Source organism: Flavobacterium wongokense (assembly GCF_021608265.1).
Lineage (GTDB): Bacteria > Bacteroidota > Bacteroidia > Flavobacteriales > Flavobacteriaceae > Flavobacterium > Flavobacterium wongokense.
This window is the reverse complement of record NZ_JAKIHP010000006.1, coordinates 1-16474: the sequence shown is the minus strand read 5'-3', so window position 1 is coordinate 16474 and position 16474 is coordinate 1. Positions and strand designations below refer to the sequence as shown.

Here is a 16474-nt window from a genome sequence, read left to right as displayed (position 1 = left end):
TGTTTATTGACTAAAGATTGAAATTATCTTTTGATAACCCTAACGGTTTCAACGCTGTCATCCTGTGACACGATTACGTTGTAAACTCCTGTAGGATATTCGTTTCCAATAGTTACATTCTGCATGTCTGAAACACTTGCATTTCTCTGCTCAATCAATCTTCCAACCATATCGTAAACTTTAATAGTTACGTTAGACTGGCTTGAAGATTTTACATCAAGCATAAAGTTGTTCGCAAATGGGTTTGGATACGCTGTAGCTTTAAATGGCAACATTGTTTTTACAATACCTCCTCCTTCTCCATTGCCCTGAGTATTAATATCACAAGCTGTTGAGTAATCACCAAACACACCATTCAGTTTGATGGCAACAGAAACCTGATAGTTTTTATTATTCTGGGCTATTGAGAACTGGCTCAGCGTAAAGTGAGCATAAGTAACGATGATTTCCTGTGAAGTAACTACATCCTCTCCACTAACTTCCTCCAACAATACTTTGTAGTTAGGGAATCCTGGGTAAGGTGTAATGTTCAACTGTTGCGTCAACGATGTTGCTGTCGATAATCCACATTGCGATGGAACCAAACTAGTCGTTGGGAAGAACGGCGTAGTAACTTTACACTCCGGTCCATAACCTGACCATACTGTTGTTGAACCATTTAGGATGCTGTACTGTACAGAGATTGAATACGCTGTATTGTAAGCCAATGTTCCAAAGGCTGTCAACGATGAGAAACGGCTCGCACTAACTGCACTATAAGTGTAAGCTGGAGTTGGTCCGTTGTCTGCAAACAATCTGATACGGAATTGATATCCTGTAGCATAAGATGCCGCAGCTGCTGCAATGTTCGCATTCAATGTAGCCACTTGAGAACCACATGTTGGCGAAGCCATAGTTGTCAACGGAATTGATGGTGTATTTACCGTACACTCTGCTCCATATCCTGAATCTACAGGCAAACTGGTTACAGGGTCGTTAAATGTATACTGAACTGAAACTTTGTAGCTTGTTCCGTATTGTAATGGGAATCCTGTGAATGTATTGGCTCCCACAAAACGTGTAGCTGACTGTGATGTAGCATACGTTGGTGATGGGTTAGCATCATTCAAACGGATACGGAAAGTATAACCTGTAGCATTCAATGCCTGGTTGGCTGTAAGTGTCGAAGATAAAGAAGCCAAAGTCGCTCCACAGGTCGATGTGTTTAATGTAATCAATTGAACTGTAGGCGAATTTACCCTGATTGTATTTCCGGCAAACGGAACAATTTCTTCATTGATAACCGCAGACACTTTGATATCGTAAGCTGCACCATGAGTATGGATGGCAGCAGGAATCGTCACATAACGTGAAGTCTGGATAATATCCGGAGCTGTAGTATTGGTTGTTACGTTTTTGATAGAGAAACGATATTTGATATTCGTGAATCCACCATAAGAATAAGCAACCGCAGGAATAGCCTGGGATAAAGATGCTAAAGTTGTATTGTGGTATGACGGAGTCATGTTAACCACCACAGGAGCACATCCTTGTGACATAGTACCCGTACAATTCTCAAGGATACCATTCCAGCAGATTTCTGGTGCACCAGGATAAATAGTATTGTTTGAATCGTCGCAATCGCCACCGCCCAATACTGAAGTAGTATAATTTGCGCCTGGTGAAGTACATGAAGATGTTCCTGAACCTGTATAGTAATGATCTCCATCAGCATCTAAATACCATACTGGTTGTGGAGTAATCGTAATATTTGCCGGTGCACTTGTTCCAGGGCATCCGTTTCCATCAGTATAAGTGTACGTATAAGTAGTGCTGCTGGTTCCAACATATGGGTTTGTTACGCTGAATGAACCTCCAGCCGGAGAACCCGACAATGCAATTGGCGTTCCTGAACAACCACTAACATCTGAAGCTGTAACAATTGGCGCAGGATTTACAGTTACAGTAACATCCTGAGTAACATAACATGTAGTTCCGGTAACTTTAAATGAATACACTACCGCAACTGGTGCATTAGTAGTGTTTACCAAAGATTCACTTACACTTCCTGTCTGAGGTGTTGTTACAGCAGCATTGCTGATACCTGCAACAGCGGCTCTGGTCCATGTGATGGTAGATCCTGTATAATTGGTAGTAGGAGTATATGCAAAGTTAACTCCAGAACAAGCAGATGCTGTAGTTGGGCTGCTTAAAGCAGGGTTAAGTGCTACTGCCAAAGTCAATTTTAAATCATCAATTCTCCATGTAACTGTGTTAGGAACAGTAGCAGTTCCGCCAAATCCATACAATCTGAAAGTAACCGGCGCTGATGAACTTGTTGTAGCTGTTATAGCCGGAGTGTGTCCTACCCATGTACTGTTGGCACTAAAAGTACCGGCAGCAGTATTGATATTGCTTCCATAATTATCTAAACTCGATCTCAACGCATATCCTTGTGGTCCTGTTCCCGTACTTCTTGAACCGAAGCTTATAGCTGTTAAACTTACGTTGTTACCATTAAGAGGTGTTATTGTAAATTCAAAATAGGTTGATGTTCCTGAATTAAACGCTGCTCCTACTGCTGCCGCTCCTGCATTGTTTCCTCCAGAAGCACCTGCATTGTTTGAAACGCTGGTATTGCTGATCAATGTAGCAGTACCCAAATTGTTGGCACTTGCTAAAGCAGAAATCGTAAGTCCTGTTGTTGCATTACTTGATGGAGACGCAGTTGTAAAATCCCAGGTTACCAATCCGCTATTACCTGCAGAACAGGCAGAAGCTGTAATCGAAGCTGTAAGCCCGGTTGGTTGTACCAAATTATAATTTGCAGATTGTCCTCCTGTAATAGTACTTGTAGAAGTCACTGGTTTGTTGTTTCCAACATTAGCGTCAGCAAAATTGGCTATTAAATTTAGGGTTGCCGTATCTGGCGAAATAAGCCCGCTCAATGTTCCTGACAAACTAGCTGTGGTAGTTCCGTCATAAAGTTTATCCGCAACGGAAGCTCCAGAAATAGTAACATCTTTTTTAGTGATGTTTGCAGTTAAATTCAATGCTCCTAAAGTATAATTAGCTAAAGCAGTACCTGATAAACTGTATCCTGTTACGGAAACTGTTTTTCCGTTTCCTGCAGTAGCAGTAAGGAAGCTGGCTGATGGAGTTCCGGATAAACTAACATTTGGCTCATCACCAGGAATAATCCCCGATAACGAAGCAGTTCCGGTAACTGTTGCAGCCAAGGTCCTGTCGTATTCTTTATTTTGAGCTGTTAAGCCAACAATAGTTAATGTTTTTAAAGTAATGTTAGCTGTAAGCCCTGTTGGCTGTGTCAGGTAGTAATTTGAAGAACCCGAAAATGAGTATCCTGAAACCGTTACCGGTTTACCGTTACCAACTGATGCATCATTGAAATTAGCTACACCGCTTCCGCCTAAGGTTACGCTAAAAAAGTCGGCGAATTCAACACCAAACAAAACCGGAGTTCCAAGGATTGTTGCAGCTGTTGTAGTGTCATACTCTTTGTTTGATATAGAAATTCCTGTAATCGTAAGTTCTTTTGGCGTAATATCTGCAGTCAAACCACTTGGTTGTGTCAAAAAGTAATTGGCGTTATCGTCACCTGTCAAAAATAAAGCTGGTGTAACAGGCTTATCATCTCCAACATTAGCATCATCAAAGCTACCTGTTCCGGAAAGTGATACTAAGTCAGAATTAATAATTCCAACTAAAGAACCTCCTGTGATATTTGTTGTAGGATCTGCATTGTATATTTTATCACTTGCAACAGCTCCTGTAACCGTAAGTTCTTTTTGATTTACAACCAAAACCTGTTGTACTGGAGTTGCAGGATTGAAGCTTCCATTTCCTGCCTGTGTTGCTGTAATCGTAACTGAACCAGCACCAACAATAGTAATGGTACTTCCTGAAATAGTAGCTACATCGGTATTGTTGCTTGAGTATGAAACTGTCAAACCTGAGTCCGATGTTGCAGTCAATGCAAATGGAGCAACTCCATAAGTCACAGCCGTCAAAGGACCAAAAGTAATTATCTGATCCTGTAATCCCGAAGATATGATGTTTCCTGTCAATGATGGCTGTGTCAAAGTATAATTACCTGAATCAGCACCGTTTAATGTATATCCTAAAACTGTAACCGGTTTATTATTACCAACTGCAGGAGTATCAAAATTAGCTGAAGGGCTTCCTCCTAAAGTTACGGCAGGACCTACACTTTCTATTCCGTTCAATACCGGAGTTCCTACTAGAGTTGCCGTAGTGGTATTATCAAAAGTCTTATCCTGAACCGTCAATCCTGAAATGGTCAATACTTTAGCATTAACTGTATTTGTAGCATTTGTATTCACACTTGCAGCTGAAGCTCCGGCACTTGTTATTCCTATACTGCCCGAATGTGGCCCAGCTGTAGCATTTGCAGCTAACCTTAAGTGAATGGTCGTACTGCTAACATTACCTGGTCCTCCAACATTTAAAGGAGAAGCATTTGTTCCTATAGTAGTTGAGAAATTACTGGTTGTAGCCACCTCAAAACCTACTGGTGGTGTAATTGTTATACCTGTAGCAGCCGTTAAGCCTGTACCTGAAACACTAAAACTGGTAGTTGTCGATGCAGTTCCGTAAGTTGTAGTTAAAGAAGCTGGTGATCCAGAACCAGAAACTGAAATTCCTGATGGTGTTACCGAAGCCCATGTGGTTCCAACACGGAAACCATCAAAACGAGCCAAAGTTGTTGCTGCAAACTGTCTGATTGCAATTGCCGCTAAAGCTGTAGCATCTGTTCCTGTAGTCAAAGAAGATAGATCCGGTGTAACAGGCTCTGTTCCTCCAGGTACCGGGTTTACATAAAGGAATACCTGGTCATTCGTAGCACCGGCATTAAATGTATATTTCAAAACAACTAGGTAAGTTGTATTTAATGTGTAAGAATAAGGAGTATTCACAGCAGTCTCAGTACCTTTACTCAAAGTAAAGCGAACCGCATTTGTCGCATCTTTTTGGATAGAGAACCTTCCAAAAAAACCTGCTGCAGCAGCACCTGAACTCTGGCAAAAGTGAATGCAATAATCTGTTGTATTGACCGTTGTGGCTGTAGATACCATAAAAGCACAATATACACTTCCTGAATTGGTTGATGTAAATGCTTTGTTAACGTCTTCGCTATTTCCTGATGCCGATGTAGCATTTCCGACACCTGAACCTGCATAACCTGAATAAGTCAATCCAGGACTTGCAATACTCATTGGCCCCGTTCCTCCTCCACTGTGGGCAACCCATCCATTCGCAGTTAAGTTAGAACCAACTGTTCCTGAAAAGTCATCAGTCAGTAATTGTCCCCAACTTGCATTCAACCCCATCAAAAAGAATAGGATTAGTAGTCCAGGAAGAAATCTTTTACCTGATTTTGCTTCTTTACGCGAAGTAGAAAATAATGGCGATAGAAGCTTAACGTACTGTTTTACCATGATAATAATTGTTTAATTTGTTTATTTGACAGACACAAAAATATAGATAAAAATAGTAAAAAAACTCAAAATACATTAACTAATTGTTAACCTATTCTGCAGATGCATTTAATCGTTTTTATGCGTACTTAATCGATGTAGTTGATGTGATTTAAAGATTATTTCTTACAAAACAAAAAAGCCTTCGATTTCTCGAAGGCTTTTCATTATTAAAAAGATTTAGATTTATCTTTTAACAACTCTAACAGTTTCAACACTATCCTCTTGTGATACAACTACGTTGTAAACACCTGATGGATATTGGTTACCTATTGTTGTTGTCTGCATATCTGAAACTCTTATGTCTCTTTGTTCAATCAATCTTCCAATCATATCGTAAACTTTAATATTTACGTTTGATTCACTAGATGATTTCACATCAAGCATAAAGTTGTTCGCAAATGGGTTTGGATATGCTGTAGCCTTAAATGGAACTACAGTTATTGTTTTGCCCAATGGTGCTGTGAACAAGTCGCAGGCTGTTGAGTAATCCCCGAACACTCCATTCAGTTTGATAGCAACAGAGACATTGTAATTTTTACCTGGCTGCGCGATTGAGAAATCACTCAGTTTGAAGTAAGAATAGGTAATCTCTCTTTCCTGTGAGTTCACAACATCCTCTCCACTAACTTCCTCCAACAATACTTTGTAGTGAGGGAATCCTGGGTAAGGTGTAATGTTCAACTGTTGTGTCAACGATGTTGGTGTAGCCAATCCACATTGTGATGGAACCAAACTGGTCGTTGGGAAGAACGGTGTAGTAACTTTACACTCCGGTCCATAACCCGACCATACTGTTGTAGCACCGTTTAGGATGCTGTACTGTACAGAGATTGAGTACGCTGTATTGTATGCCAATGTTCCAAAGGCTGTCAACGATGAGAAACGGCTCGCACTAACTGCACTATAAGTGTAAGCTGGAGTTGGTCCGTTATCTGCAAACAATCTGATACGGAATTGGTATCCTGTAGCATAAGATGCAGCTGTCGCTGAAATATTCGCATTCAAAGTAGCCACTTGAGAACCACATGTAGGCGAAGCCATAGTTGTCAACGGAATTGATGGTGTATTTACTGTACACTCTGCTCCATATCCTGATTGAACAGGTAAGCTGCTTACAGGATCAGTAAAGGTATACTGAACCGAAACTTTGTAGCTTGTTCCATATTGTAATGGGAAACCTGTGAATGAATTAGCACTCACGAAACGTGTAGCTGACTGTGATGTAGCATACGTTGGTGATGGGTTAGCATCATTCAAACGGATACGGAAAGTATAACCTGTAGCATTCAATCCCTGGTTGGCTGTAAGCGTTGATGTCAATGAAGCTAAGGTAGCACCACATGTAGCTGTGTTCAAAGTAATCAATTGAACCGCTGGCGAATTTACCCTGATTGTATTTCCGGCAAACGGAACAATCTCTTCATTGATAACTGCAGATGCTTTGATATCATAAGCTGCACCATGAGTATGGATTGAAGCCGGAATTGTCACGTAACGTGATGTTTGGATGATATCAGCAGCCGTTACACCTGTTGTCACGTTTTTGATAGAAAAACGATATTTAAGGTTTGTATAAGGCGCATACGTATAAGCCACAGCTGGTATAGCCTGAGACAAGGATGTCAACGTTGTATTGTGGTATGACGGAGTCATGTTAACCACAACCGGAGCACATCCTGCTGACATAGTGCTTGAACAATTCTCAAGGATATTGTTGTAACAAATCTCAGGAGCACCAGGATAAACTGTAGCACTTGCATCATCGCAATCGCCACCACCCAGAACTGACATTGTATAATTTGCACCTGGCGAAGTACAGGAAGGAATTCCTGAACCTGTATAATAATGGTCACCATCAGCATCCAAATACCATAATGGCTGAGGAGTAATGGTAATATTAGCCGGTGCACTTGTAACTGTACAGCCATTTGGAGCTGTATAGGTATAGGTATAAGTAGTACTGCTTGTTCCAACATAAGGATTGGTTACGCTGAATGAACCTCCAGCCGGCGAACCAGACAAAGGAATTGGCGTACCTGAGCATCCACTTACGTCAGCAGCAGTTACAATTGGATTTGCCCTGAAAGCATTTACTGTAATCGTACCATCTGTAGTACATCCTGCAGCTGAAGTCGCTCTTACATAATAAGTACCAGCAGCAGTTACCGCAGTTGGTGTTCCAACCGAAGTCGTGTAGGTATTATCACTGAAATAAGTAAGTGTTCCATTTGAAGTAACAACACTTGTCAAATCAGCAGTAGTAGCTCCACAAGCCGGAGTAATAGCTCCGCTAACATTTAATGTTGGGAACGGTTTGAAAGCATTTACTGTGATTGTACCATCTGTAGTACATCCTGCAGCTGAAGTGGCTCTTACATAATAAGTACCAGCAGCAGTAACTGCGCTTGGTGTTCCAACTGAAGTTGTATAAGTGTTATCACTGAAATAAGTAACCGTACCATTTGAAGTAACTACGCTAGTTAAATCAGCCGTAGTAGCTCCACAAATCGGATCAATAGTTCCACTTACATTCAAAGTTGGGAATGGTTTGAAAGCATTTACTGTGATCGTACCATCTGTAGTACATCCTGCAGCTGAAGTCGCTCTTACGTAATAAGTACCTGCTGTAGTTACAGCTGTTGGTGTTCCAACCGAAGTCGTGTAGGTGTTATCACTGAAATAAGTAACGGTACCGTTAGAAGTAACCACACTTGTCAAATCAGCTGTAGTAGCTCCACAAGCCGGATCAATAGCACCACTAACATTTAATGTTGGGAACGGTTTGAAAGCATTTACTGTGACTGTACCATCAGTAATACATCCTGCAGCAGAAGTAGCTCTTACATAGTAAGTACCAGCTGCAGTTACCGCAGTTGGAGTTCCAACCGAAGTAGTATAGGTATTATCACTGAAATAGGTAACCGTACCGTTAGAAGTAACTATACTGGTTAAATCAGCTGTAGTAGCTCCACAAATCGGATTAATTGGTCCGCTAACATTTAATGTTGGAAGTGGATTTACAGTTACTGATGTAGTAGCCGGCGCTGAAGAACAACCACTTGCATCAGTTACGCTAACTGAATAAGTTGAAGTTGTAGGATTCGTAACGCTTACCGTAGCAGTAGTATTATTGGTACCACTATATGAAATGCTTCCTATCGTACCAGCTCCCGAGAATGAGTTCGAGTAGTTTCCTGATGCAGCCGCAGTTGGCGCAACAGATAAGCTCCAGCTTGATAATGTTCCTGAATCTGCATTAACATCATCAAATATACGCAAGGTCCAGTTTCCGTTAATCGGACAACCACTAAGGGCTGTTGCCGGAATGATGTAACTTCCGATAGAAGGAGCTCCTGTAAGTGATCCTTCAACAGTGTATGGACCTGCGCCAATTGGCGAAGTTGTAATGGTGCTGATATTAGTTCCTGCAGTAGTAGTCAGAACGGTACCTGAGTAATTGGTCGCTGCTGAAGAAGACGCTCCATTGTCTGTAGACAATTCCAATGTACCACAGTTTCCAGGACCTACAAGATAAATATCTAAATCTGGCAAGAAGCTGTGGGCAATATTTAGGGTAACATTGATTACACTAGAACCCGAAACTGCATTATTGCTTCCTATAGCACCGCTTAACGCGATTGTTGAAGAAGCTCCGGTAGTTGAATTATCCGGAATAGCTAAAGCAGGGCTCTCTGTTTTATTACCCGCAAATGGCGTATTGTTATACCCTCCTGAATTGGTGGCTGTCAAAGTAAGTGAAGTTCCCGAGCAAATTGGTGAGTTAGAACTTAATGACGCTGACGGGTTGTAACTTGTTCTTGATGCCGAGAATGAATCGTTAGCCGTTCCTGAACCTGCCCCAGATTCGTTAGCGTTGTTAAGGGTACCCGTAAATGAATACGTTTGTGGTACTCTCATATCGCCAAAAGTTCCAACTGTAACAGTTGTTGTTGCGCCTGGAGCCAAAGTTCCGGTTAATGCAACAGGTCCGAAGCTTGCCGGTAACCCATTGGTTGCCGTAGCTGAAATCGTTCTTGGCAATGTACTGAAATCCCAAGTCTGGTTACCCGAGTTGGTAATTTGGAAAGTAACATTCTCAGAAGCACTGTAGCAATTAACAACTGCCGGAGCCGTAAGAGCTGTTACAGAAAGGTCAAATACAACCGGTGGTGTAAACTCGTCTGCTCCAATATCAGGAGTAGAACCGTTCCTTGCCTCACAGTCTATATCATCAGTAATTCCTGTTCCTGAAACAGCCGCTGCGTTTAAAGCATTATTGTTTGAACTTGATGCATTTAAACGAACATCGGATGCAGATGCGAATGCAGGTAAGACATTTTTGGAGTTGGCGTCTTTTGTAGAAGCCGTATTCCAAGTTGCCAATGTTCCGTAATCTGTACCTCCAGTATTCGAAAGTGTAACTGTTCTTACCATTTTGGTTGTACCGGTTACGTAAAAGTCATTATAATTTGAAGTCAGATTTGTAACTGTTGAATAAGCAAGCCCTAATGCATAAGAAGATCCCGTACCATTGGTAGCAGTATTTACAACGATGTTGTTTCTTAAATTCACTGTTGGGTTTGTGCCACCTATTGCAATACCGAAATTATCAAACGATCCACCAGTCAAGGCAGCAGTCATATTAATGGTATTGTGGTATACATTTGTAGCTGCTGTACCTCCACCTATCAGGATGCTGGCGCTAAAATCACCGAATGTACTATTTCCTATAACATCATTTAACAAGTTATTCGCGATGGTATTGGTGCCCGAATTTGCTGTCGGTGCCAATACAATTCCTCCTGTTGAATAAGTACTCGCTGAACGGATAGCACTTATCGTATTTTTAGTTATTGTTGCTGAAGTAACCTCGTTACCGGCAATAGTAGTGTTCATATCACTGATTCCCAATGAAATTGCAAGCGCATCATTAGATGAAGCACCTGAAAGATTTGCAATGTTATTGCCAGAAATTACAACTCCATTTTCAAAACCAACTAAGATACCTCCACGGCTGATTTGGTTAGGTGAAGCTGCAGTCATAACGTTTTGGTTGATGACAGTTCCGGTGTTTTTATTTGAAGCCGAAGCTCCAATAGAAACAATACCGAAAGTAGCTTTGCTGATATTATTATTGATGAATGAGTTGTTGTTATTACCTGTTCCCAATGTTGCAGTACTCATAGTAGACGAACCAGAACCGATACCGGCAAATGTCTGATTCGCACCTGAACCCACAAGGTTACAGTTAATCACGTTATTATTGGTAGCACCATCTGCTGTAGCAGTCTGTAACCAAACCACCGCACTTGTTGCATTGGCACTATTATTTGTAAGTGTCAAATCGCGTGAAGCCGCAGAAGCTGGACAAATTGTATTGGTAGTAGCGCCTGTTGATCCATTGATGGTTACATAATCTGCTCCATTCAACAAGATGATAGCTGTATTATTGGATCCTGTAATCGAAGCGGTTGTACTTGGTTTGATAAGCAAAGTGTTCGTTGCATTCGCGCCTGCATTGGCATTGATAGTGATTGGAAATGTTTCCGAACCATAAGCAGCATCGGTAAGCGTGAATGTTACCGGACCGCAAATCGCTCTGGCATTATAAGCCGCAACAGCCGCCGTTAACGTTGTAAACGAACCACCAGCTCCTACAGTATAGCTTCCTGAAAGCCCTGTTGCAATACTTCCTTGCGTGAAGCCATCGTTAGCTGTATTTGCATCTGCAGATCCATTAGGTAAACTAGTTGTAGCCACAATACTATAGGTAGTACCCGCAACAAAAGTGAAAGTTCCTATAGTTACTGTTGCTGATGCTCCAGGAGCAATATTTACTGTTGGCGAAGCCTGAGTTTGCGCATTTCCGTTAACAGTCCAATCTACTTTAACACTTGTCAAAGTTACCGCACCATAATTTTTAATTGTCGCCTGAACTGTTTGTGAACCTGCACAAAGCGTTGGTATTACGATTGCCGTTACACCAGCATCATTACTATTCACATTATACTCATCGGCTCCAATATCTGTAGGAGTTGGACGTGAAGCACAGTCAATATCCAGAGAAGCCCAAGCTGTATTTGTAGCAAATGACGGATCCGCTGCACCATTCAAGGCTGCAGACGAAGCGTGCAAATCGGTAGCAGAGGTAAAAGTTGGATCAGTAGAAACTGAATTTCCATCTTGGGAAACCCCTAATTGCCAGTTGGTCAACGTTGCATAATCGGTTGCGTTACCCAAACCAACAAAACCGTTTGTACCAGTAACATATAAGTCATTGTAATTAGACAATGAACCTGTATTACCAACTCCGGCAGTCTGTGTACTTACCCAGCAGTAGTGCTTCGCACCACCTGTCTGAGCCGCTGTAACGTTAGCCAAGATGTTGTTACGTACTCTGTAAGCAGGTCCTGAACCTGTACCCATTTCCAAACATGCATTTGAAACAGTCAGGTTTGCCGCTCCGATTCTTACACTGTTAAATTCAGCATAAATACCAGAACCTGAACCACTACCTGCAGGTTGCAGTGAAATACCAATAATTCTTCTTATTGTTAAAGTGGTATTGGTATTCCCACTCTGAAGATTCGTTATAAAGTTATTGTAAACCCTTGTTATTGTTGCTGCAAAAGCATTTCCGTTTACACGGATTCCTCGAACAACACTATTCGTATTAGCACCCGTTGATGTATTCGAAATTGCATTGATTTTGTTATTATAAACCTCACTAGTACCTACCGCAACAGTTGCCGCCGAGTTATCAATAAAGATACCATCAACAGTTGAGTTATTAACGTTGGTACTAATATTAGTTACATCATTATTAAAGACTTTTACCGAACCCTGGTTGGTAGTCCTGATACCAAAACCATTTCCGGCAGCAGCACCATTGTACAATATATCATCTGTAGTTGCTGAGTCTCCAATCGTGTTTCTTGTTGCACAAGCAGTAGTTCCAATTTCGCAATTCAAATCAGGGAATCCGGCTGTTCCTGTAAGTAGGATACCAGAGTTGGCATTTTTGATTGTGAAATTATAATATTTGTTGTTTGAATTTGCACCCGCAGCAGAAGTCGCTGGAGTTGTGGAAGATTGTATTTGCAAAACTCCAAGAGAAGCTCCATTTGACCTGTTTAATGTAACCGTAAAATTCTTGAATGTATTATTTTGCGCACCATTTGTAGCGGTTGAATTTTGCAGATAATAACCGTATTCAAGCAATGTTCCTGTAGTTGCAATATTAATACCGTCAAAAGTAAAATAATCACCTCCATTGATAAGTATAGCTGCCTCAATTGACGCTGCACCTGTTGAAGTTAATATTGGGTTTGCCCCAGCTCCATTTTTCTGGAAAATGATTTGGTTCGCCAATGTACCTGTTGCAGTTATCGTTGGAACAGTCTCACTAAATGTTTGGCCAGCTGTTACATTAAATGTAACTCCTCCTGCACCAACACCATTCGTATTCAAATCATTTACAGCAGCCGTAAAACTTGCATAATTACTTCCTGAAGTAGGCAGAGTATTGTCAATGGTTTTAGTTCCAGTAAGTGGTACCAACGCAGTGGTTGCCTGGCTTCCTGCCAATGGGGTTGAACCTGTATATCCTTCACTTAAGGAATACAATTTCCAGAAATAAGTAGTAGCAGGTGCCATCCCATTAATATTCTGGGAAGTTGCCGCAGCAGTAGTTGTAGTAAGATAAGTATAGGTTACATTATCTGTAGAATAATAAATAGCGGTACCTAACCTGTTTGATCCTGCATTGGTCCAATTTAATGTATACGTTGTTTGTGCAACGCTCGTAAAATTCAGTCCTGTAGGCGAAGAAGTTGTTGGCGGTATAAAACGATAGTATCTTCTGTTTCCGTTAGAAGCTGAGTTTAACTGAGTTATAGTAGAACTTGCTGTATAAGTATTACTGGTTGGAGTTGCAGAAGTACTCGCCGCATTACCAGTAGTATTTATAGTTACAATGTTATTTGCAGTTGAATTGGTTGAAAAACCAACATAATATACCGTAGGAGCCGCAGCATTGGTAGTCATTCCTCCATAAACAAATTCAATAACTCCTGTACTTTCGTATAATCTTAACTGGAAAGTTCCTGTACCAGCAGCAGCCGTGCTTATATATCTAATCATGTTATTGCTCCATTCCACGACAAGGCAACGATTTGGTGCTGTTCCTACCACCTTGCTTCTCACAATTCCATTCGTTCCGACTCTCATATCGTTACCAAATGGTGCAATTGTAGCAACGGTAGCAGTTACACTGTTAGGCAGTGTATACACACCTGTTCCCGGTTGGGCACCCAATCCAATGATACCATTATCAGATCCTGAAAACTGAGTGTACCTTGTTCCCATTAAATAGAAATCAAACCCGATGTTCGCCAAAGATGACTGAGTGTCATCTGAACTGGCTGCAACAACTGAAGTCGATCCTGTTGTTAAATCAACGGCATTCCCATTCATATCAAGAGCCAACGAAGCATTTACACCTGTTGTCACCGTTGTTGGTGTAGGCAAATAATTTGCCGTACTCTGCGCTTTCATTACACCAGTAAAAAATATACTGAATAAAAGCGTAAAACTAAATAACCACATCCCAGTGGTTTTTTCTTTCCCATGTTGGGCATCCCTACCCACATCCATAGAAGCGTAATGTTTATACATATCTTTTCTTTAAAATTGAACATTAAAAATAGATAAGATGTTTCCAATAAAAATATTGATATGCCAAGTTTTTTTGAACAGTTCTTCAATATCAGTCAAACTGCTTTCTTTCATCGATGAAAAACATAGAACTGTTAACATTTTCTTAACTTAAGATATTATTTCCTACAAAAAAAACAATTCATTTATTTGCAAACCTGTGATATACTTACAAAAAAAGACCCTTGATTGCTCAAGGGTCTTACAAAAATTCTAATTATTTTCTAAAAAATTATCTTTTCACCACTCTAACAGTTTCAACACTATCCTCTTGTGATACAACTACGTTGTAAACACCTGCTGGATACTCGTTTCCAATAGTTAAGTTCTGCATATCTGAAACGTTTGCATTTCTTTGTTCAATCAATCTTCCAACCATATCGTAAACTTTAATATTTACGTTTGATTCGCTAGACGATTTCACATCAAGCATAAAGTTGTTCGCAAATGGGTTTGGATATGCTGTAGCCTTAAATGAAACCGCAGCTATTGTTTTGCCTAATGGAGCTGTGAATAAGTCACAAGCTGTTGAGTAATCTCCGAACACTCCATTCTGTTTGATTGCAACAGAAACCTGGTAGTTTTTACCTGGTTGTGCAATTGAGAACTCACTCAGTTTGAAGTAAGAGTAAACGATCTCTCTTTCCTGTGAGTTAAGAACATCTTCTCCGCTTACTTCCTCCAACAATACTTTGTAGTGAGGGAATCCTGGATAAGGTGTAATGTTCAATTGCTGTGTCAATGATGTTGGTGTAGCCAATCCACATTGCGATGGAACCAAACTAGTCGTTGGGAAGAACGGTGTAGTAACTTTACACTCCGGTCCATAACCTGACCATACTGTTGTAGCACCATTTAGGATGCTGTACTGTACAGAGATTGAATACGCTGTATTGTAAGCCAATGTTCCAAAGGCTGTCAACGATGAGAAACGGCTCGCACTAACTGCACTATAAGTGTAAGCTGGAGTTGGTCCGTTGTCTGCAAACAATCTGATACGGAATTGGTATCCTGTAGCATACGATGCAGCTGTCGCTGAAATGTTCGCGTTCAATGTAGAAACTTGTGTTCCACATGTTGGCGAAGCCATAGTTGTCAACGGAATTGATGGTGTATTTACCGTACACTCTGCTCCATATCCTGATTGAACCGGTAAACTCGTTACAGGATCATTGAAGGTATACTGAACTGAAACTTTATAGCTTGTCCCATATTGTAATGGGAATCCTGTGAATGTATTCGCTCCCACGAAACGTGTAGCTGACTGTGATGTAGCATACGTTGGTGATGGGTTAGCGTCATTCAGGCGGATACGGAAAGTATAACCTGTAGCATTCAATCCCTGGTTTGCTGTAAGTGTTGAAGCCAAAGATGCTAAAGTTGCACCACAACTGGCTGTGTTCAATGTAATCAGCTGAACCGTTGGTCCATTAACCCTGATTGTATTTCCGGCAAACGGAACAATCTCTTCATTGATAACCGCAGACACTTTGATATCGTAAGCTGCACCATGAGTATGGATGGCAGCAGGAATCGTCACATAACGTGAAGTCTGGATAATATCCGGAGCTGTAGTATTGGTTGTTACGTTTTTGATAGAGAAACGATATTTGATATTCGTATATCCACCATAAGAATAAGCAACCGCAGGAATGGCCTGAGATAAAGAAGTCAAAGTGGTATTGTGGTAAGAAGCAGTCATGTTAACCACCACAGGAGCACATCCTTGTGACATCGTACCCGTACAATTTTCAAGGATACCATTCCAGCAGATTTCTGCAGCACCAGGATAAATCGCTGCATTGCTGTCGTTACAATCTGTTTCAGGGTGCAATGCTAAGCTGAATCCTCCAAATCCTGACGCTCCATAACACAGTGTTTGAGTTGCTCCAGGTGTTGCCGAATAACCATCGCCATCAGCATCAGCATAGAACAGGCCATTTTGCCAAACGCTATTGTCATTATCATTACAATCAGTTCCATTAGTAACAGAACCACAAGCTATTTTAGGCAATGTTCCAAATCCGTCACCATCGTTATCGGTGTAATAGGTTGCTGCATCATTACAGTCTGAATTATTAGTAACTCCACAAGCTACTAAAGGTAAGGTTCCAAATCCGTCTCCATCAGCATCGGTATATTGATTTTGATTATCATTGCAGTCAATATTATTTGATACTCCACAGGCAACCTGTGTAGTCGAACCAAATCCGTCACCATCGGCATCTAAATATTGCAATTGATTATCGTTACAGTCG

3 protein-coding genes are annotated in these 16474 nt (G+C 41.0%); all 3 read right to left on the bottom strand.

Features of this window, described 5'->3' with window-relative positions; translation table 11 throughout:
- Nucleotides 1–23 precede the first annotated feature (23 nt).
- On the bottom strand, nucleotides 24–5459 hold the full coding sequence (locus tag L1S31_RS12845) for a YDG domain-containing protein (protein WP_236465142.1): 5436 nt from the start codon (nucleotides 5457–5459) through the stop codon (nucleotides 24–26).
- 225 nt (nucleotides 5460–5684) lie between these two features.
- Complete coding sequence (locus L1S31_RS12840; RefSeq protein WP_236465141.1) at nucleotides 5685–14177, bottom strand: T9SS type A sorting domain-containing protein; 8493 nt, start codon at nucleotides 14175–14177, stop codon at nucleotides 5685–5687.
- Nucleotides 14178–14448: 271 nt separating this feature from the next.
- The coding region (locus L1S31_RS12835) for a T9SS type A sorting domain-containing protein (protein ID WP_236465140.1) at nucleotides 14449–16474 on the bottom strand (2026 nt) is incomplete at its 5' end.